Source organism: Micromonospora sp. L5 (assembly GCF_000177655.2).
Lineage (GTDB): Bacteria > Actinomycetota > Actinomycetes > Mycobacteriales > Micromonosporaceae > Micromonospora > Micromonospora aurantiaca.
Window position 1 is genome coordinate 5,245,495 of sequence record NC_014815.1, and the last position, 19,203, is coordinate 5,264,697.

Here is a 19,203-nt window from a genome sequence, read left to right on the forward strand (position 1 = left end):
AATTCGGGGTGGTGGCGTGGGCGGTCGCCAGTTCGGGGGAGTGGCGGGGTCCGCTGGGTGAGGTTGTCGCCACTTCGGGGTGGCGGCGGGCCGGGCGCCGGTTCGGGGAGGTGGTGGGGTCTGGCGGGTGGGGATGCGGCCACTTCGGGGAGGTGGCGAGCCGGGCGTCAGCCTGGGGAATGACGGGCCTGGTGGGTGGGGCATGCCGCCACTTCGCGGTGGTGGCGGGCCGGGCGCCGGTTCGGGGAGGTGGTGGGGTCTGGCGGGTGGGAATGCCGCCACCTCGGGGTGGTGGTGGGCCGGGTGCCAATTCGCGGTGGTGGCGGGCCGGGCGCCGGTTCGGGGAGGTGGTGGGGTCTGGTGGGTGGGGATGCGGCCACCTCGGGGTGGTGGGCCGGGCGCCGGTTCTGGGAAGTGGCGAAGGTGAGGGTGAGTGCGAGCCGGGTGGTGAGGGCGCGGGTCGCGTCGGCGGCCTGGGCGGGACACGCCGGACCGGGTGGGGTCAGGCGGGCTGGTCGAGGATGGCGCTGAAGCGCTCCTCGGCCAGGTCCAGCTGGGCGAGGATGTGCTGCTTGACCGGCGCCGACAGCGGCGTGTCAGGCCGGGCGACCAGGTCGCGGAAGACCGGCACCAGCGGGCGGTACTTGGTGGCGGCGCGGGTCACCTTCGGCCCGATCGTGTGGATCACGCCCACGCCGTTGTCGGTGAAGTCGGACACCTTGATCACGCGGGCCCAGGGTTCCCGTTCCAGGCTGGCCGCCACGTGCTCCCGGTACTGCTCGTCGCGGTCCCGCCCCGGGTCGTACGCCGGGTTGGTGACCGCCGCGACCAGCCGGGCGACCCGCGCGCCGAACCGGTCGGACAGCGCGTCGAGTGCCGCCGGCGTGGCGTCCGCTGCCGACTCGGGGTCGAGCCCTGCGAGTTCGGCGGGGTGGTCCTCGACCGCGTCGTGCAGCAGCCCGGCGACGATCACGTCCACGTCCCGCACCTGGTAGTGGTGCATCAGCCGGATCGCCACCCGCAGCAGGTGGTTGAGGTACGGCTCGCGTACCCGGCGGTCGTCGCGGTGCAGGTCGGCAGCCAGGTCGAGCGCCTCGGTCAGCCGGTCGCGGGCGGCCTCGTCGAACGCCTCGATCTCCAGCCGGAACCGGGCCAGCAGGCCGGGCTCACCGTGGATCTCGGTGATCGCGTGCATCGGCATGGTGGCGAGGTACGCGGGGAACTCCATGCGTCCCTTATAGCTGATCTTCGCTAGATCCGGCGTCCGCCGGGCCGCTCACGTCGCCGGTGAGACGCTTGACCAGGCGTACGCAGGTGCCCTCCGGCGTGCCGACGATGGTGGCCTCGTCCATCACCCGCGCCATGATCAGCCGTCCCCGGCCGCGGTCGCCGGTGTCGTCGCCGTCGGCCGCGCGCCAGCCGCCCCGGTCGCGTACCTCGATCTCCAGCCGGTCGCCGCGCAGCTCGGCCCGCAGCGTGGTGATGCCCTCCCGGGCGAAGCGGTAGCCGTGCTCGATGGCGTTGGCGCACGCCTCACCGGTGGCGATGAGGACGGTGTCGACGTCCCACTCACTCACGCCCCGGGCATGCAGCCAGCCGCGCAACCGTTCCCGGGTGGCGGCGAGCCGGGCCGGGTCGGCCGGCAGGTCGATGGTGAGGACCGGGCCGACGTCGCCGGATGTCCCACCCGTCACGTCCGGCCCTCCGTCCCGTGCCCGTCCCCGGACCTGGGCGCCCACTCGCGCTGTCACCGCCTGATTCTCACCCTGTTGTCCCCGGTGGCCGCCGGTTCATTCCCCCGGCGGCGGTGTCCGTCAAACGTGATCATTGCGCATCGGGGGCGGCGTGTCAGCCGGCGGCCCGGCAGAGGCGGCAACGCGGCGGGCCGGCGACCCCCGAGGGGACGCCGGCCCGGGACGAGCGGTCGCGGTTGCCCCGACGGCGTCGAGGTGGCGCGCGTGCGGGCTCGGGCGCAGGTCAGAGCGGCAGCCGCCCGGCGCCGGCGAAGGCGTCGACGACGAACGGGACCAGCGGGGCCGGCAGCGGCCGGGCGGCGCGCAGCGTGGGCGTCCACCCGGCGTCGCCGCCGAGGTCGGGGTCGTGGGCGGCGTTGTACGCGGCGAGCAGGTCCACCGGCCGGGGCAGGCGGTCACCCTGCCGGACCCAGCTGCCCCGCTCGGTGAGCGCGGTGCCGCCCCAGTCGTAGAGCAGGTCGGCCGGGCCGGTGTCGCCGGTGAGCGTGAAGAAGTTGTTCTCCGCGTACAGCGCGGACTGCACGCCGACGCCGAGGGCGTACGCGAAGCCGGGCCCGCCGAGCCGGTAGTGGTTCTCGTGCACGTCGACCTGGCCGAACCGGACCCGGGGCAGGCGTTGCAGCGTGCCGTCGAACAGGTTGTGCCGCACGGTGACGTTGAGCCGGCCCACGTCCGGGCCGACCGTGTTCGACGAGCCGATGAGCATCACCTTGTCCCGGCCGGTGAACCGGTTCCACGACACGGTGACCAGGCTGGCGGTGTGCGTGACGTCCACCGAGCCGTCGTGCACCTGCCAGGGCCGCCCGAAGTAGACGGGCTGGGCGCTGTCCGGGTTGTCGCCGTCGGTGAACGTGTTGTGGTCGATCCAGACGTGCTCGCTGCGGCGCACCGAGATCTGGTCGTACTGGGAGTTCCAGTTGCCCGTGTCGCCGTCGGCAGGGGACCAGGCCGGGAAGCAGTCCCGGGCGTCGGCGAACTCGATGTTGCGCACGATCACGTTGGCCACCCGGTCGATCATCAGCGTCAGGCCGGTGAGCCGCGCGCCGCGCAGCCCGACGATAGTGGTGTTCGAGCCGACGTTGATCTGGGTCTGCCGGGTCTGCTCGGCCACCGAACGCACCCGGGCGGCCTCCAGCGGTCCGCTCGGGTTGACCCGGCCCCAGGTCGCCGGGTCGTACGCGGCCAGGTAGGCGGGCAGCGAGTACTCCGGGTCGGCCAGGTCGGCGCAGTCCAGCAGGGTGCCGTCCGGTCCTTCGAAACCGTCGACTGTCCCGGCCACGTACACGATCTTGGGGGTGGCGTCGGCGGCGTTCGTGGCGTTGTCGCCGCCGAGCGCGGCGACCAGCTCGGCGCGGGTACGCACGACGTGTACCCGGTCCGGCGCGGCGGCCGACCCGCCGGTGGTGCCGGTGCCCGCGGCGGCCCAGCCGTCGTTCGCCGGGAGGGTCTGGCGGCCGATCAGCTCGGCGGCCCGGGACGGCTTACCAGGTGCGGCCGGCGCGGGCGCGGCGGTGGTGAGGACGAGCGCGGCGGCCAGCGCCGCGACGGCTGCGGTTCGGGTACGCATGACTCGTTTCCGTTCTCCTGGAGGGACATTCACTGCAGGGGTAGATCCACCACATAGGGCTTGACCGCCCACGGCACGCCCGCCTCGGACGGCAGCGCACCGGTCTCCGCGGCGGCCCGCAGCACCGCGCCGACGCCCCGCACCATCAGCACCCGCTGCGGGCCGTCGCCCGCCTCGCGCACCAGGTCCCCGTCGAGCAGCGTCGGAACGGGTGCGTCCCGCAGCGCGTCCAGCACCGCGGTGAACGGCTCGGTACGCGCCAGCGGCGCGATCAGCGGCGTGCCGTCCGCGCGGTGGTCGAGCAGGTTCGCCAGCAGCCCTCGGCGGCCGGGCACCGGGTGCGGCGCGTCGTCCCCGGGCAGTCGCAGCCGGTCGGTCGGGTACTCCAGCACCGCCCGGCCCCGCTCGCCGGTGACCAGCACCTCCCCGGGGACGTGTTCCTCGGCGGCGAGGGTGAGCGCGGCCAGCACCGGCGGCCCGGCGTGCGGGGTCAGCCGCAGCACGCTGGTGTCGTCCACCTCGATCGGGCGGACGCGGTAGCGCTCCACTTCGATCCGGGCCGGGCGGACCGGCGCGCCGGTGACCGATTCGGCGACGGCGAGGCACTGCATCAGCGCGTGGGCGAGCGGGTTGGCGAGTGCGCCGTCCAGCGCCGGGCGGCCGTCGACCGACAGTCGCCCGGCCCAGGGGGAGCGGGCGTAGTAGGCGTCCGGGCGTTGCCAGGCGGCGAGCGTGGCGATGCCGGTGACCGGGCCGAGCCGTCCGAGCGCGCCGGTCAGTTCGGTCAGCGCGGCCGAGCCGAGCGCCTGGAAGTTGACCTGCACGGCCCGGCCGGCAGCGGCGGCGGCTTCGGCGAGCGTCCGGTGTTCGGCCAGGTCGAGCACCGGCGGCTTCTCCAGCAGCAGGTCCGCCCCGGCGGCGAGTACGTCGAGCGCGATCGGCAGGTGGGTGTGCGGCGGCGTGCAGATCACCACCACGTCGGGCCGGGACTCGGCGAGCATGACCCGGTGATCGGTGAGGACGGCCGCTTCCGGTGGGACCGGCGCGTCCGGTTCGGCCTCCAGCGGGCGGACGTCGACCAGGGCGACAAGGCGCGCCCGCCCGGCGGCGTGCAGTTCGGCGATGGTCCGGCGGTGCCAGCGGCCGTGCCCGTTCGCCCCGATCAGCGCCACCCGGGGCGGCCCGCCGGCGCTCACCGGCGACCCCCGGCGGGTCGCCGCCCACCCGCCGGTCACCGGGCGCCCGCCAGCGTGGCCCGGACGCCGTGGCGTTCCAGCGCGGTGAGCCAGCCGGTCACGTCGGCGCGGAACTCGTCGTCGGCGGCCAGGTCGGCCGGGAACACCTCGCGCAGCGCGAAGACCGCGTCCACCACCCCGGCCGGGGTGTGCGCTCCGGCGGCCAGCGCGGCGCGCAGCCGGTCCGCGAGCGGGTCGTCCAGCGGCAGCGGCCGCCCGTCGTCGGCGTACCCGAGCAGGAACCGCAGCCACGCGGCCACCACGAGCGCGCTCCACCGCGCCGACCGGCCCGCGGCCCGCAGGTCGGCGACGGTGTGCAGCACCCGCTGCGGCAGCTTCTGCGAGCCGTCCATGGCGACCTGCGTCGTCCGGTACCGGATCGCCGGGTTGCCGAAACGGGCCAGTACCTGCTCGCCGTAGTCGGCCACGTCGGCGCCGGGCGGCGGGGTGAAGCTCGGCGCGATCTCCTCGGCGAGCAGCCGCCGCAGCACCGCGTCCAGGTGCGGCAGCGTCAGCGCCTCGGCCACCGTCTCCGCGCCGGCGAGCGCACCGAGGTACGCGGTGGCGGAGTGCACGCCGTTGAGCGCCCGCAGTTTCAGCCGCTCCCACGGGCCGGCGTCGCCGGTGAGGATCGCGCCGGAGCGTTCCCAGGCCGGGCGGCCGCCGGGGAAGTCGTCCTCGATCACCCACTGCGACCACGGTTCGGCGGCGACCGCCGCGAGGTCGGTCACGCCGAGCGCCTGCCGGGCGGTGTCCCGGGTCTCGTCGGTGCTCGCCGGCACGATCCGGTCCACCATGGTGCCGGGGCAGGTGACCGCCGCCAGCACCCGCTCGGCTGTCGCCTCCGGCACCCGGGCCAGCGCGAGGCCCTGCTCGACCAGACCGCGCAGCCGCCGCCCGTTGGCGGGCAGGTTGTCGCAGCTCACGAGCGCGATCGGCCCGGCGTCGGCGGCGGCGCGGGCGAGCAGCCCGCGGACCAGCAGACCCGGCACGGTACGCGGGGGACGGCCGGTGGTCAGGTCGGCGGTCAGGTCCGCGTCCACTGTCAGCGCGGCGGTCACCGGGTCCAGCCGGTACGCCTTCTCGGTCACCGTCAGCGTGACCACCCGGATCGCCGGGTCGGCGAGCAGGCCGACCACCGCGTCCGGGTCGCTCGCGGCGTGCCGTACCCCGGCGAGCGCGCCGACCACCCGCGTGGCCGCGCCTTCGGCGGCGAGCGTGGTGACGCTGAACAGGCAGTCCTGCGCGTCGAGGGCCTCGACCACGTCGGTGCTGCGCGGCGCGACGCCGATGATGCCCCAGTCGCCGCCGGCCGCGCCGACCGCCGCCTCGGTGTGCACGGCCTGGTGGGCGCGGTGGAACGCGCCGAGGCCGAGGTGGACGATGCCGGCCGGCACGGTGCCGGGGCGCACCAGCGGCCGGGACTCCGGCGGCAGGTGGCGCAGCGTGGCCAGGCCGAGCCGGTCGGGGGTCAGCGCCATGCCGGTCCCTCCGGGAAGCGGAACTCCGCGATCGACTCCGGGCGCATGGTGGCGCTGTAGCCGGGCGCTGTGGGCAGCAGGTAGCGCCCGCCCCGGGTGCGGACCGGATCGGTGAAGTGTTTGTGCAGGTGGTCGACGTACTCGACCATGCGGCCGTCCAGGCTCGTGCCGACCCGCAGGTAGTCGAAGATCGCGAGGTGCTGCACGTACTCGCACAGGCCGACGCCGCCGGCGTGCGGGCACACCGGCACGCCGAACTTCGCGGCCAGCAGCAGTTCGGCGAGCACCTCGTCCACGCCGCCGACCCGGCAGGCGTCGACCTGCATGACGCCGATCGCCTCGGCCTGGAGCAGCTGCTTGAAGATCACCTTGTTGGCGGCGACCTCGCCGGTGGCGACCCGGCAGCGGCCGCCGGTCAGCTCGGTGACCGCGCGGGCGATCCGGGCGTGCCCGAGGACGTCGTCGGCGTGCGTGGGCTCCTCGATCCAGTACGGGTCGACCTCGGCGAGCACGCCCATCGCGGCGATCGCCTCGTCCACGTCCCACACCTGGTTGGCGTCCATCATGAGCAGCGCGTCCGGGCCGATCTCGGCCCGGATGATCCGGGCCCGCCGCAGGTCGTCCTCGATCCGCCCGCCGACCTTCATCTTCATCGCGCGCCACCCCTGCGCGTACGCGTCGCGGGTCAGCGCGCGCACCTGCTCGTCCGGGTAGCCGAGCCAGCCCACCGACGTGGTGTACGAGGGGAACCCGTCGCGTTCCAGCGCGGCCAGCCGGTCGGTGAGCCCGTCGCGTCCCTTGTCCAGGATGGCCGCCGCCTCGTCGGGGGTGAGCGCGTCGGTGATGTGGTGGAAGTCGACTGTCGCGACCAGTTCGTCGGTGGGCGCCTCGGCGAGGAACCGCCACATCGGCTTGCCGGCGAGCTTGGCGCGCAGGTCCCACACGGCGTTGACGAGCGCGCCGGTGGCCATGTGGATCACGCCCTTCTCCGGGCCGAGCCAGCGCAGTTGCACGTCCGCGGTGAGCGAGCGCCAGAACGCCACGGGTTCGGCGGCGATCTCGGCGACGGTGCGTCCCCGGACGTGGTGGGCGAGTGCGCGGACCGCCGCGCAGGTGATCTCGTTGCCCCGGCCGTTGGTGAACGTGAACCCGGTGCCGGTCGGCCCGCCGTCGGTGGTCAGTTCCACGTACGTGGCCGAGTAGTCGCCCCTGTTGATCGCGTCCGAGCCGTCGCCGCTGGCCGCGGTGGGGAAGCGCACGTCGTGCACCTCGACGTCGACGATTGTGGTCATGCGGGCCCACCTCCGAACTTGAAGACCTGCTTCGGCAGCCGGTACGCCAGGTCGACGATGGTCTCGGCGGCCTCGTCCTCGGTCAGCCGGTGCTCGGCGACGAGGCGGGCGAGGAATCCGGCGTCGACCCGGCGGGCCACGTCGTGGCGTACCGGGATGGAACAGAACGCGCGGGTGTCGTCGACGAACCCGGCGGTGTTGTAGAAGCCCGCGGTCTCGGTGACCGCCTCGCGGAACCGGCGCAGCACCTCGGGGGAGTCCAGGAACCACCAGGGCGCGCCGAGGCGCAGCGCCGCGTACCCGCCGGCGAGCGGGGCGAGTTCCCTGGTGAACGTGTCCTCGTCGAGCGTGTAGAGCACCACTGTGAGCCGGGGGTCGTTGCCGTGCGCGTCGAGCAGCGGCGCGAGGCCGTGCACGTACTCGGTGGCCTGCGGCACGTCGCCGCCCACGTCGCGGCCGTGCCGGGCGTGCAGCCAGCGGTTGTGGTTGCGGACCGCGCCGGGGTGCAGCTGCATGACCAGGCCGTCGTCGAGCGACATCCGGGCGAACTCCAGCAGCATGTGCGCCCGGAACGCCTCGGCGTCGGCGGCGCCGGTCAGGCCGCGCCGGCCCTTGTCGTACAGCGCCGCGGCCTGCGCGGGACTGAGATCGAGGGTACGGGCGGTGGGGTGCCCGTGGTCGGACGAGGTGGCCCCGGCGGCGGCGAACGCCTCCCGCCGTGCCCGCAGCGCGGCCAGGTATCCGGCGTACGTGCCGGTGTCCTCGCCGGAGATCTCGGCGAGCCGGTCCACGTTTGCGGCCCAGTTGTCGAACTCCATGTCCACCACGTCGTCGGGGCGGAACGTGGTGACCACTCGGCCGCCGGGCCCGCCCCAGCCGTCGGCGGCGAGCTTGGCGTGCCGGCCCAGGTCGTCCAGCGGTGACTCGGTGGTGGCGAGCACCTCGATGCCGAAGCGTTCGAACAGCGCCCGGGGCCGGAACCCCGGCTCGGCCAGGCGCGCGGCGAGCGCGTCGTAGACGGCGTCGGCGGTGGCCGGGCTCAGCGGCGTGTCGACGCCGAACACGTGCCGGAACGTCTGCTCCAGCCACAGTCGCGACGGGGTGCCGCGGAACAGGTGCCAGTGCGCGGCGAAGCGCCGCCAGATGGTCCGCCCGTCGGTCTCCACCGGGCTGCCGTCGACGCTCGGCACGCCCAGGTCGGCCGGGGGTACGCCCTGGCTGAGCAGCATCCGGGTCAGGTAGTGGTCGGGCACGATGAGCAGCCGGGCCGGGTCGGGGAACGGCTGGTCCTCGGCCAGCAGCCCGGGGTCGACGTGCCCGTGCGGGGAGATGAGCGGCTGCTCGGCGGCGAGCGCGTACAGCTCGCGGGCCAGGGCGCGCAGCCCGGGCTCGGCGGGCAGCAGCAGGTCGCCGCGGGGGATGATCGGCACAGCGAGGGCTCCTCGGTCAGGGCAGGGTGAGCAGGTCGGCGACCCGGACGGGCGCGCCGGTCTCCAGCGAGCGGTTGGCGGCCAGGCCGGTGAGCAGGGCGAGTGCGCCGTCGCGGGCGGTGGCGGCCCGGCCGAGCGGGTCGGGTTCGCCGCCGAGCAGCACCCGGGTCATCCGGGCGTCCGCGCCGCCGTGCCCGCGCCGGGTCCAGCTCTCGACCGGGATCTCCTGCGGCGGCGCCCAGAACGGGCGCAGCGTGAGCCGGGCCGCGCCCTGCTCGACGGCGGCCTCGTCGCCGTGCAGCGCCGCGCCCTTGAGGGCACCGGCGACGGACGGGCTGACGTGGTCGCTCTCGGTCACCTCCAGTTCGAGGCGGCCCCGGCTGCCGTTGACCATGACCCGGTAGCCCTCCCAGGGGGCGTACGCGGTGAGGTGGTAGGTCATCGTCGCGCCGGTGTCGTAGCGGGCGAGCACCGCGAGGTCGTCCTCGATGGTCACGCCGGGGGCGAAGACGTTGCGGTCGCGGTGGTAGCCGTCCTCGGCCTCGGCGTCGAGGTACAGCTCGCGCAGCCTCGGGTGGTCGGCCAGGCGCAGCGCGAACGGGTCGCCGTCGGCGGCGGGGGAGCCGTGCGCCCGGTCGTAGTCGCGGGCGTAGCCGTGCCGGCGGCCGTCCTCGCCGTAGAAGAACAGCCGGCCGTACGCGTGCACCTCGACCGGGCGGGCGTCCAGCCACCAGTTGACCAGGTCGAAGTGGTGGCCGGACTTGTGCACGAGCAGGCCGCCGGAGACGGACTTGTCCCGGTGCCAGCGGCGGAAGTAGTCGGCGCCGTGGCGCACGTCGAGCAGCCACTCGAAGTGCACCGACCCGATCTCGCCGACCGCGCCGTCGGCCAGCAGCCGCCGGAACTGCTCGTGCAGCGGGTTGTAGCGGTAGTTGAACGCGACGGTGACGCGCCGGCCGGTCTCGGCGACCGCGTCCAGGATGCGGCGGCACCGCTCCGCGTCGACGGTCATCGGCTTCTCCACGACCACGTCGCAGCCGGCCCGCAGCGCCGCCGTCACGTACTCGTCGTGGGTGGCGTCGACGCTGGTCACCAGCACCACGTCGACCCGCTCCTCGGCGAGCATGGCGGTGACGTCGGCGGCGGCGTACGTGGGCACCGGCGGGTGGCCCAGCTCGGCCAGCCAGCGGTTGTGGGCGTCCATCCGGATCTGGTTGACGTCGGCGAGCGCGACCAGCTCGGCGGTGTCGGCGTGGTCGAGCGCGAGGGCACGGACGAACATCTCGGCGCGTGCCCCGGCACCCACCAGGGCGTGGCGGACCCGTTTCCGGGCCGGTGGTGACATGACGTCGGCCTCCCCGGCAGTCGACTGCAAAGGTTTGCAGCCGAAGAAACCATGACGGTGGATGCGTCGTCAACGGTTGCCGCCCAACCCGCCCTATCCATCCGTATTGATGGGCATTCATGCACGTGGCGGGAACGCCGGCGCAATCGAGCCGCAACAATGGACCGTTGACACGGGCGCAACCGTTTGCATTAATGGGCGGCACCCGTGACGCCCACCACATCGGACGAGGGAGCCCGCCGTGCCAGCCACCATCCGGGACGTCGCCCGCGCCTCCGGTGTGCACATCTCCACCGTGTCCCGGACGTTCTCGGCCCCGCACCTGGTCAACCCGGAGACCCGGGTCCGGGTGCTGGCCTGCGCGGAGGACCTCGGCTACCGGCCCAACCGGGCCGCCCGGGCCCTCATCACCGGCCGTACGCACAACATCGGCCTGATCGTGGCCGACATCGCCAACCCGTTCTTCCCGCCGCTGATCAAGGCGGCGGAGGGGCAGGCCCGGCACCGCGACTACCACGTGTTCGTGGCCGACACCAACGAGGACCCGGTCGCCGAGGAGGACCTGGTCCACGCCCTGGCCAAGCAGGTCGACGGTGTGCTGCTGTGCAGCCCCCGGATGAGCAACAGCCTGATCGAGCAGGTCAGCCGCGAGGTCCCGGTGGTGGTGATAAACCGCCAGATCGCCGGCCTGCCCTGCGTGATGATGGACGTCGGGCAGGGCGCCCGGGCCGCGATCGAGCACCTGCTCGGGCTCGGTCACCGCCGGATCGCGCTGCTCGGCGGCCCGCGCGGCTCCTGGACCGCCCGGGAGATGCGCCGCGCCGCGACCGCCGCCGCCCGGGGCGGGGGAGCGGAACTGACAGTCCTCGGACCCAACCAGCCCACCGAGACCGGCGGCGGCGCGCTCGCCGAGCAGGTACGCCGCAGCGGCGTCACCGCCGTGCTCGCCTACAACGACCTGATGGCGATCGGCCTGATCGAAGGGCTGGACGCGATCGGGGCGCGGGTGCCGCACGACGTGAGCGTCGTCGGCGTCGACGACATCGCGCTGAGCCGGCTCACCCGCCCCAAGTTGACGACGGTGGCCACGCCGACCGCGGCCGCCGGCCGGACGGCCGTCGACATGCTGCTGCAACTCGACTCCGACGCGCCACGCGGCGCCCGGGGCCGGGGCGCGGCGGCCGGCGACCGTCGCACCACCGCACAGGTAATGCTCCAGACCGAACTGGTCGTCCGCGACTCGACCGGGCCCGTCCCCGCGCCCGGCCGGGACGGCACCGGAGCCTGAGCAGGTGGCCCGGGCCCGCACAGCCTTGCGGACCCGGGCGGCCCGCGGACGGCCGCCGGTGACGTCGTCGCCTCCCACAGCCGAGGAGTGAGCGCAGATGCACCCCGCAACGTCCCCCACCGCCGGCGCACCCGCCGGGCGGGATCACCGTACCCCCCTGACCCGACGCCGACTCGTCCGCGGCCTGGCCGCCGTCGCGCTCGCCGTGCCCCTCGCCCTGGGCGCGGCCGGCTGCGGCGACGACGAAGCCGGCGGCGACGGCGGCCCGGTCAAGCTCTCCGTCTTCTGGTGGGGCGGAGAGGCCCGGGCCAAGCTCACCGAGGACGCCCTGGCCCTCTACACCAAGAAGCACCCGGACGTGACGTTCGAGAAGACCTGGCAGGCCAACCAGGGCTACTTCGACAAGCTCGCCACACTGACCGCCGGCGGCAACCCGCCGGACCTGTTCCAGATCGACGACAACTACCTGGCCGAGTACGCCGGCCGCAGCACCACGCTCGACCTGAGCAGCTACCGCGACTCCGGCAAGCTCGACGTGTCGAAGTTCCCCAAGAGCCTGCTGGAGTACGGCGTGGTCGACGGCAAGCTCGCCGGGGTCGCCGCTGGGGAGAACACGCAGGGCCTGGTCTACAACAAGACGCTGCTCACCAAGAACGGGCTGCCCGAGCCGACCACCGGGATGAGCTGGGAGGAGCACATCGCCTGGGCCGAGCAGGTGGCGAAGAAGACGAAGGTGCCCGGCACCCAGGACCCGAGCGCCGACTACAAGGCGCTCTGGGTGTGGCTGCGCCAGCAGGGCAAGGACCTGTACAAGGGCAAGGAGCTCGGCTTCACCGCCGAGGACGTGACGGAGTGGTTCGAGCTGTGGAAGGGCGCGCGGGACCGGGGCGCCACCCCGACGCCTGACGTCATCCACGAGGGCAACTCCAGCGACATCACCAAGCAGCTCGTGGTCACCGGCAAGTCGGCCACCTCCTGGGTCTGGGTCAACCAGATGCCGGACCTGAAGAAGAACACCAAGGACGAACTGGGCGTGGTCGCGTACCCGGGTGACCCGAGCGCGCAGTGGGCGCGCGCCTCGATGTACTGGTCGGTGTTCAAGGGCAGCAAGCACAAGGACGTCGCCGTCGATGTGATCAACTTCCTGAACAACGACCCGGAGGCGGTGGCGCTGCTCGGCACCGACCGCGGTCTGCCGTCGAACATGGATCTGCGCGCCAAGGTCAGCGAGACCGCCACCGACCCGGCCATGAAGCAGTCCATCCAGGTCGAGTCCGACCTGGCGCAGAAGTTCGGCGCCTCGCCCCAGGTCCCGATCAAGGGGCACAGCAAGGTCAAGTCCGAGCTGGTCAAGGCCGCCGAGAACGCCCAGTACGGCCGCGCCACCCCGGCCCAGGCGGCGGAGCAGTTCGTCGCCGCCTGCAAGTCCGCGATCGCCTGACCCCACGAAAGGACCGGTCCCGTGGCTCTCACCACGGCGCCCGGCCGGACCCCGCGCACCGGACCGGCCGGCCCTCGCCCCACGCGGCGTCGGGCCGGCCGGGCCCGGCTCGGCGAGGGCCTGGCGGGGTACGTCTTCCTCTCGCCCTGGCTCATCGGACTGATGGGCGTCACGGCGATCCCGATGGTGCTCTCGCTCTGGCTGAGCTTCACCGACTACGACATCCTCACCCCGCTGTCCGAGGTGCGGTGGGTGGGGCTGGCCAACTACGAGCGGATGTTCACCGCCGACCCGTCGTACTGGCACGCGGTGCGGGTCACGCTGACGTTCGCGCTGATCGCGGTGCCGCTGAAGCTGGCCGCCGCGCTCGGTGTGGCGCTGCTGCTCAACCGTGCCTGGCGCGGCGTCGGGCTGTTCCGCAGCCTGTTCTACCTGCCGTCGCTGCTCGGCGGCAGCGTCGCGCTGGCCATCGTCTGGGTCAACATGTTCAACCGGGACGGTGCGTTCAACTCGTTCCTCGCCCTGTTCGGCGTCGAAGGGCTGCCCTGGGTCAGCGACCCGGACTGGGCGCTGGAGACGCTGATGGTGCTGGCGATCTGGCAGTTCGGCGCACCCATGGTGATCTTCCTGGCCGGGCTCAAGCAGGTGCCCACCGAGCTGTACGAGGCGGCGGCCGTGGACGGCGCCGGGGCGTGGCGGCGGTTCCGCGCGGTCACGCTGCCCATGCTCTCCCCGGTTATCTTCTTCAACCTGGTGCTGGAGACCATCAACGGCTTCCAGGGCTTCACCGCCGCGTTCGTGCTCAGCAACGGCACCGGCGGCCCGGTCGACTCCACGTTGATGTACACGCTGAAGCTCTACATCTCCGGCTTCACCGACCTGGAGATGGGCTACGCGTCGGCGATGGCGTGGGTGTTCCTGGTGGCGATCGGCGTGGTCACCGCCGTCTTTTTCAGCACCGGCCGGTTCTGGGTGCACTACTCGGACGGAGACGACTCATGACGGCGCTTCCTGTCGCCCGCCGCCGGCCGGGCGGCGGCCGGAACGTCCTGCGGCTGATCGTGCTCGTGGCGATCGTCGCGGTGGTGCTCTACCCGCTGTTCTGGATGCTCGGCACCTCGGTCAAGTCGCAGGCCGAGATCGTCAACAACGTCGGCCTGCTGCCGGAACGTTTCACCCCCGGCAACTACCTCGACGGCTGGACCAACTTCGACATCAGCTTCGGCCGGTTCTTCCTCAACAGCGCGCTGGTCAGCGGGCTCACCGTCGTCGGCAACGCGCTGTCCTGTCTGCTCGCCGCGTACGCCCTGGGCCGGCTGCGGTTCCGGCTGCGCAAGATGTGGTTCACCGTCATGATCGGGACGCTGCTGCTGCCCGGGCACGTGCTGATCGTGCCGCAGTACATCCTGTTCCGCAGCCTCGGCCTGGTCGGCGGCGACTGGCCGTACCTGCCGCTGCTGGTGCCGCAGTTCCTGGCCACCGAGGCGTTCTTCGTCTTCCTCATGGTGCAGTTCATGCGCGGCATCCCGCGCGAGCTGGACGAGGCGGCCACCATCGACGGCGCGTCCCCGTACGGCGTGTTCCGGCACGTCATCCTGCCGCTGAGCCGCCCGGCGCTGGTCACCACCGCGATCTTCTCGTTCATCTGGACCTGGAACGACTTCTTCCGCCAGCTGGTGTTCCTGTCCAGCCTGGAGGACTACACGGTCCCGGTGGCGCTGACCCTGTTCATCGACTCGACAAGCCAGAGCGCTGTCGGCCCGATGTTCGCCATGTCGGTGCTGTCCCTGCTGCCGGTGTTCCTGTTCTTCCTGGCCTTCCAGCGGATGCTTGTCGAGGGCATCAACACCAGCGGGCTGAAGGGATGAGCGCCGTGCCTGCCCACACCGACGCCGTACCCGCCCACCCCGACACCGTGCCGGCCCACCCCGACACCGTGCCGGCCCGTGCCGACTGGCGGGACACGCTGCGCGAGGCGACCGACCTGGCGCTGCTCGGCTTCGCCGTGGCGCTCGCCGCACTGCCGGTGCTCACGCTCGCCCCGGCGGTCGCCACCGCGAGTGCCGCGCTGCACGACAGGTCGGTCACCGGCGCCTGGCCGGACGCGCGGACCAGCCTGACCTGGTTCGGCCGCGCGCTGCCCGCCGGATCGGCGGTGAGCGCCGTCGCCCTGGCCGCCGCCGCGCTGCTCGCCGCCGATCTGCTCGCGCTCACCACCGGCCGGGTACCAGGCGGCGGGCCCGCGCTCGCGCTCACCGCCGTCGTGGTGGCGGTCCTGCTCGGGTACGCGGGCCTTGTCGCCGTAGCGGTCGGACGCACCGGCGGCCGGGGCTGGCGAACGGCCGCGCTCGAGGTGGCCCGCACCTGCCCGCAGCGCCCCGGCACCTGGGCCGCCGCCTCCGGCGTCTGCGCGCTCGCCGTGCTGCTGGGCGTGCTGGTCACGCCGGTCGCGGTGCCGATCCTCGGCGGGTACGCGCTCGCGGCGCTGCACGCGCTCGACGCCCGCCACCCGGTCCCCGCGCCGGACCTGTCGTGACCGCCGAACCCCGTTCCGCCGCTGCCGAGCCGCGCCGGGCTGACGCCGAGTCGCGCCTTGCCGGGGGCGACGCGGAGTCGCGGCTGGTCGTCGGTGGCGCCGAGGTGGCCCGGTATGTGGTCCGGCCCGACCTCGACCCGCGTCACGGACCTCGGCCCTACCTGCATCCGGTGCGGACCCGGGCCGGCACCCCGGTGACCGACGCGCTGCCGGCCGACCACGTCTGGCACCTCGGCGCATCGCTGGCGGTGCAGGACGTCGACGGCGTCAACCTGTGGGGCGGCCGGACGTACGTGCGCGGCACCGGCTACACCTGGCGCGACGACCACGGCGTGATCGCGCACACCGGCTGGCGGGAGCGGGCCGCCGACCGGTTCGACCACGATCTGGAGTGGCGGGACCGGCACGGCCGGGTGCTGCTGCGCGAACACCGGCGGATCACCGCCACGCCGGCCGGCGAGGACGCCTGGTGGCTGGACCTGTCCGCCACGCTCGCCTCCGCCACCGGCGCTGACGTGCACCTGGGCAGCCCGGCCACGAACGGCCGCCCGGGCGGCGCGGGGTACGGCGGCTTCTTCTGGCGGGCGGTGGCCGACGGCGAACCCCTCGTGCGTACCGCCGAGGCGGAAGGCGAGGAGGCGGTGAACGGGTCGGCCGCGCCCTGGCTGGCGCTGTCCGCCACCGCGCCGGGCGGCGGCGCGTACACGCTGGTGTTCACCGGCCTGGGGCCGGGCGACAGGTGGTTCGTGCGCACCGCGATGTACCCGGGCGTCTGCGTCGCGTACGCGTTCGACGGCCCGGCGGTGGTCGCGGCCGGGCGGCCCCGGCACAACCGGCACCGGGTGCTGGTCGCCGACGGCCACCTCGACCCGGCCGGCATCGCGGCCCGGCTGGACGAGGCGGTCGTTCCGTGAGCGCGAGGAGTGAGCCGGTCTTGCGAGCCCCGCGGTCGCGGACGAGGGTGATGCCGTGAGGCCGGACGTGGTCTGCGTGGGCGAGACGATGGTGGTGCTCGCCCCGGCCGGCGGCGGCCCGCTGGAGCACTCCGCGCGGCTGACTGTCGGTGTCGGCGGCGCGGAGTCCAACGTGGCGGGCGGGCTGGCCCGGCTCGGGCACCGCGCAGCGTGGGTCAGCCGCGTCGGCGACGACCCGTTCGGGCGGCGGGTGGTGGCCGAGGTCGCCGCCGCGGGCGTGGACGTCAGCCTGGTCACCGTGGATCCGGACGCGCCGACCGGCCTCTACCTGAAGGATCCGGGGCCGGACGGCACCCGCGTGCACTACCACCGTGCGGGGTCGGCCGCGAGCCGCCTCGGCGTGCCGGACCTCGCGCGTCCGGGGCTTGCCGAGGCACGCCTGCTGCACCTGTCCGGGATCACGGCCGCGCTCTCCGGCACCTGTCGTGACCTGCTGGAGCACGCGCTGACCGGGCGGGCGCTGCCCGGCGCCCGGGTCAGCTTCGACGTGAACCACCGCCCGGCGCTCTGGCCCGCCGGCCGGGCCGGACCGGTCCTGCGTGACCTGGCCGACCGCGCCGACGTGGTGCTTGTCGGTCTGGACGAGGCGGCCGTGCTCTGGTCGGCGGGCGATCCGGCCGCTGTCCGTGCGCTGCTGCCCGGCCCGGAGCTGGTGGTGGTCAAGGACGGGCCGGTCGGCGCGACGGCGCTGCCGTGTACCGGGCCGGCGGTGTTCGTGCCGGCGTTGCCGGTGGACGTGGTGGAGCCGGTCGGCGCGGGGGACGCGTTCGCCGCCGGGTTCCTCTCCGGGCTGCTGCGCGGCCTCGACCTGCGAGCCTGCCTGCGGCTGGGCCACCTGACCGCCGCGCCGGTGCTGGCCGTGCCGGGCGACACCGCGCCGCCACCGGACGCGGAGACGATCGCGCGGGCGCTGGCGCTGCCGGACGCGGCGTGGACTGAGCAGGCGTCGATGCAGGTCAGGGGAGGGAGCGGGAGATGAGCGGGCACGACTTCGAGGCCCTGTTCGGCGGCGCGCGGGTGATGGTGATCCTGCGCGACCTGCCGCCCGGGGAGACGGTCCGGCTGGCGGAACTGGCCTGGGATCTCGGCATCGACGTGGTGGAGGTGCCCATCCGTACCCCGGAAGCGGTGCCGGCGCTGCACGCCGCCGTGACGGCCGGGCGTCGGCGGGGCCGGATCGTCGGCGCGGGCACTGTGCGTACCCCGGCGCAGGTCCACGACGCGGTGGCCGCCGGGGCGGCGTTCACAGTGGCGCCCGGCCTGGACCTGGCCGTCGCCGACGCGGCGGCCGGTCTCGGCGTGCCGCACCTGCCCGGCGTGGCCACCCCGACCGAGGCGCAGCGGGCGCTCGACCACGGCCTGGTGTGGCTCAAGGCGTTCCCGGCGGTCAGCCTCGGCCCGGCCTGGTTCCGGGCGGTGGCCGGGCCGCTGCCGGAGGCCCGGTTCGTGGCCACCGGCGGCGTCGACGCCGGCAACGCGGGTGACTTCCTCGCCGCCGGGGCGCGGGTGGTGGCGGTCGGGTCGGCGCTGACCGACCCGGAGCAGCTGCCCCGCCTGGCCACGCTCGCCGGCGGCGCGGTCACGTGACGGTACGGCCGGACGTGGTGGCGGTGGTCCGGATCGCCTTGACGATCGCCGGGATCGACCCGATCAGCAGCACCAGCGCCCAGATCAGCGCCACCACGGCGAACACCACGGCGCCCAGGTCGTCGAGGATGCTGACCAGGATCACCGGCACCAGGCCGTGCAGGAACTGCAACACCACAGTGCACAGCAGCGTGGTCAGCGCCAGCGCGACGAGGCCTTTGTTGCGCAGGAACCGGGGCTGGGCGGCGAGCAGCAGCGCGACCCAGACCAGTTTGAGCAGCAGCGCCAGCCCGAGCAGCACCGCCGCGTCGTCGACCGGGAAGAACCCCCACACCGCGAGGTACGCCAGCGTGCCGAACGGCGGGGCCAGGAACAGCGAGACCATCACCGTCAGCTCGACGAACGCGACGATCAGCAGGACCAGCGACACCAGCAGCAGCACGATCGAGAAGACGAGCGTGGCCACGCCCTGCACCCGGCCCTGCATCCGGTCCGGCAGCACCAGGCTCAGGCAGAACAGCCCGGTCGTCCAGAGCGCCACCACGTCGATCAGCGCCAGGTAGCCGATGCCGCGCCCGGACGGCTCGGACACCGCGCCGACGTCACCCAGCTCGACGCCGAGCCGGCCGGCGCTGTCCCGCAGCGCGCCACTGGCGTCCCCACCGCCGGTCAGCGCCGCCGCGCCCAGCTCCACGCCGACCACGAGCGCCACCGCGAGCAGGGCCAGCAGCAGGAACGGCTTGCGCAACTCACCCATGCCGCGTCTCCGTCCCGGTCAGGACCGGACCAGCGTGACCGAACATCCGCCACCTCCCGGACAGCGCAGGAGCACCTCGGTCTCCCGGTCCACAGCCACCTTCGCCACCGCCGGGCCGTCCGCGTCCGGGGCGACCTCGTCGGTGACTGTGACGTCCGCGTCGCCGGGTGCTCGGGCGGTCACCTCGAACGGCGTCGTACCGCGCAGCACCAGCGTGCGCAGCGCGCCCGGGTCGGCCACCCGCAGCCGGCACGCGGTGCCGAAGGCGAGCGTCACCCCGTCGGCGGTGGTGGCCGGTTCGGCGGCCGGCGGCAGGCAGGTCACGGCCACCGTCGCCGGGTCCACAGTTCCGGACCCGCGCCCGAGCCGGGCCAGCGCGCCCGGCCCGGCCCCCGGGTCGCCCGGGTCGTCGCGGCGCCCGGCGACCGCCACCACGTACAGCGCCACCAGCAGCACGGCCACGGCCACCAGCAGCACCTTCTGCCGCCCGCTCACGGTGCCGTCCCGGTTCGCGAC

Annotated in this window: 18 protein-coding genes; 8 read left to right on the forward strand and 10 right to left on the reverse strand. The window is 74.1% G+C overall.

The window, feature by feature from the left end:
- Positions 1-502: 502 nt before the first annotated feature.
- The 8 genes from ML5_RS24105 to ML5_RS24140 form a co-directional block, all read right to left on the reverse strand.
- Positions 503-1,228, reverse strand: coding sequence for an HD domain-containing protein (locus tag ML5_RS24105; protein WP_013286704.1), 726 nt, complete (start codon positions 1,226-1,228; stop codon positions 503-505).
- A gap of 7 nt (positions 1,229-1,235) precedes the next feature.
- Positions 1,236-1,694, reverse strand: a complete 459-nt coding sequence (locus ML5_RS24110; RefSeq protein ID WP_013476520.1) for an ATP-binding protein — start codon at positions 1,692-1,694, stop codon at positions 1,236-1,238.
- Positions 1,695-1,977: 283 nt separating this feature from the next.
- Positions 1,978-3,321, reverse strand: a complete 1,344-nt coding sequence (locus ML5_RS24115) for a polysaccharide lyase family 1 protein (RefSeq protein WP_013476521.1) — start codon at positions 3,319-3,321, stop codon at positions 1,978-1,980.
- A gap of 29 nt (positions 3,322-3,350) precedes the next feature.
- Positions 3,351-4,556, reverse strand: coding sequence for a Gfo/Idh/MocA family protein (locus ML5_RS24120; protein WP_013476522.1), 1,206 nt, complete (start codon positions 4,554-4,556; stop codon positions 3,351-3,353).
- Positions 4,553-6,037: a mannitol dehydrogenase family protein gene (locus ML5_RS24125; protein WP_013476523.1), complete on the reverse strand. Its 1,485-nt coding sequence runs from the start codon at positions 6,035-6,037 to the stop codon at positions 4,553-4,555. The genes ML5_RS24120 and ML5_RS24125 overlap by 4 nt, the downstream gene beginning before the upstream one ends.
- A complete protein-coding gene (locus ML5_RS24130; RefSeq protein ID WP_013476524.1) occupies positions 6,028-7,329 on the reverse strand; it encodes an enolase C-terminal domain-like protein in 1,302 nt (433 codons plus the stop codon). The genes ML5_RS24125 and ML5_RS24130 overlap by 10 nt, the downstream gene beginning before the upstream one ends.
- Positions 7,326-8,759, reverse strand: a complete 1,434-nt coding sequence (gene uxaC, locus ML5_RS24135) for a glucuronate isomerase (RefSeq protein ID WP_013476525.1) — start codon at positions 8,757-8,759, stop codon at positions 7,326-7,328. Before uxaC ends, ML5_RS24130 begins: the two co-directional genes overlap by 4 nt.
- Before the next feature lie 16 nt (positions 8,760-8,775).
- Positions 8,776-10,104, reverse strand: coding sequence for a Gfo/Idh/MocA family protein (locus ML5_RS24140; RefSeq protein ID WP_013476526.1), 1,329 nt, complete (start codon positions 10,102-10,104; stop codon positions 8,776-8,778).
- Positions 10,105-10,345: 241 nt separating this feature from the next.
- On the opposite strand from ML5_RS24140, the gene ML5_RS24145 reads away from it, so the two are divergent.
- The 8 genes from ML5_RS24145 (at position 10,346) to ML5_RS24180 (ending at position 17,930) form a co-directional block, all read left to right on the forward strand.
- On the forward strand, positions 10,346-11,392 hold the full coding sequence (locus tag ML5_RS24145) for a LacI family DNA-binding transcriptional regulator (RefSeq protein WP_013286697.1): 1,047 nt from the start codon (positions 10,346-10,348) through the stop codon (positions 11,390-11,392).
- Between the two features lie 97 nt (positions 11,393-11,489).
- A complete protein-coding gene (locus tag ML5_RS24150) occupies positions 11,490-12,833 on the forward strand; it encodes an ABC transporter substrate-binding protein (RefSeq protein WP_013476527.1) in 1,344 nt (447 codons plus the stop codon).
- Positions 12,834-12,854: 21 nt separating this feature from the next.
- Positions 12,855-13,835, forward strand: coding sequence for a carbohydrate ABC transporter permease (locus ML5_RS24155; protein WP_013286695.1), 981 nt, complete (start codon positions 12,855-12,857; stop codon positions 13,833-13,835).
- Positions 13,832-14,701 (forward strand): carbohydrate ABC transporter permease, encoded by an 870-nt coding sequence (locus ML5_RS24160; protein WP_013286694.1) that lies wholly within the window; start codon positions 13,832-13,834, stop codon positions 14,699-14,701. Before ML5_RS24155 ends, ML5_RS24160 begins: the two co-directional genes overlap by 4 nt.
- Positions 14,698-15,369 (forward strand): hypothetical protein, encoded by a 672-nt coding sequence (locus ML5_RS24165; RefSeq protein WP_013476528.1) that lies wholly within the window; start codon positions 14,698-14,700, stop codon positions 15,367-15,369. The genes ML5_RS24160 and ML5_RS24165 overlap by 4 nt, the downstream gene beginning before the upstream one ends.
- Positions 15,366-16,283, forward strand: coding sequence for a PmoA family protein (locus ML5_RS24170; RefSeq protein ID WP_013476529.1), 918 nt, complete (start codon positions 15,366-15,368; stop codon positions 16,281-16,283). Before ML5_RS24165 ends, ML5_RS24170 begins: the two co-directional genes overlap by 4 nt.
- 55 nt (positions 16,284-16,338) lie before the next feature.
- Positions 16,339-17,322, forward strand: coding sequence for a sugar kinase (locus ML5_RS24175; RefSeq protein ID WP_013476530.1), 984 nt, complete (start codon positions 16,339-16,341; stop codon positions 17,320-17,322).
- Complete coding sequence (locus tag ML5_RS24180; protein ID WP_013476531.1) at positions 17,319-17,930, forward strand: bifunctional 4-hydroxy-2-oxoglutarate aldolase/2-dehydro-3-deoxy-phosphogluconate aldolase; 612 nt, start codon at positions 17,319-17,321, stop codon at positions 17,928-17,930. Before ML5_RS24175 ends, ML5_RS24180 begins: the two co-directional genes overlap by 4 nt.
- Here ML5_RS24180 and ML5_RS24185 read toward each other — a convergent pair.
- Positions 17,923-18,687: a hypothetical protein gene (locus ML5_RS24185; protein WP_013476532.1), complete on the reverse strand. Its 765-nt coding sequence runs from the start codon at positions 18,685-18,687 to the stop codon at positions 17,923-17,925. The two genes, ML5_RS24180 and ML5_RS24185, sit on opposite strands and share 8 nt — an antisense overlap.
- 18 nt (positions 18,688-18,705) lie before the next feature.
- The gene (locus ML5_RS24190) at positions 18,706-19,182 is read right to left on the reverse strand and encodes a hypothetical protein (RefSeq protein ID WP_013476533.1); all 477 of its coding nucleotides are present in this window, start codon (positions 19,180-19,182) and stop codon (positions 18,706-18,708) included.
- Between the last annotated feature and the right edge of the window lie 21 nt (positions 19,183-19,203).

What these genes read in the sequence shown, in the direction of transcription:
- ML5_RS24160 (WP_013286694.1), top strand. Translation starts at nt 13,832, where the DNA reads ATGACGGCGCTTCCTGTCGCCCGCCGCCGGCCGGGCGGCGGCCGGAAC.
- ML5_RS24115 (WP_013476521.1), bottom strand. Translation starts at nt 3,321, where the DNA reads ATGCGTACCCGAACCGCAGCCGTCGCGGCGCTGGCCGCCGCGCTCGTC.
- ML5_RS24180 (WP_013476531.1), top strand. Translation starts at nt 17,319, where the DNA reads ATGAGCGGGCACGACTTCGAGGCCCTGTTCGGCGGCGCGCGGGTGATG.
- ML5_RS24125 (WP_013476523.1), bottom strand. Translation starts at nt 6,037, where the DNA reads ATGGCGCTGACCCCCGACCGGCTCGGCCTGGCCACGCTGCGCCACCTG.
- ML5_RS24140 (WP_013476526.1), bottom strand. Translation starts at nt 10,104, where the DNA reads ATGTCACCACCGGCCCGGAAACGGGTCCGCCACGCCCTGGTGGGTGCC.
- ML5_RS24105 (WP_013286704.1), bottom strand. Translation starts at nt 1,228, where the DNA reads ATGGAGTTCCCCGCGTACCTCGCCACCATGCCGATGCACGCGATCACC.
- ML5_RS24165 (WP_013476528.1), top strand. Translation starts at nt 14,698, where the DNA reads ATGAGCGCCGTGCCTGCCCACACCGACGCCGTACCCGCCCACCCCGAC.
- ML5_RS24150 (WP_013476527.1), top strand. Translation starts at nt 11,490, where the DNA reads ATGCACCCCGCAACGTCCCCCACCGCCGGCGCACCCGCCGGGCGGGAT.
- ML5_RS24130 (WP_013476524.1), bottom strand. Translation starts at nt 7,329, where the DNA reads ATGACCACAATCGTCGACGTCGAGGTGCACGACGTGCGCTTCCCCACC.
- ML5_RS24185 (WP_013476532.1), bottom strand. Translation starts at nt 18,687, where the DNA reads ATGGGTGAGTTGCGCAAGCCGTTCCTGCTGCTGGCCCTGCTCGCGGTG.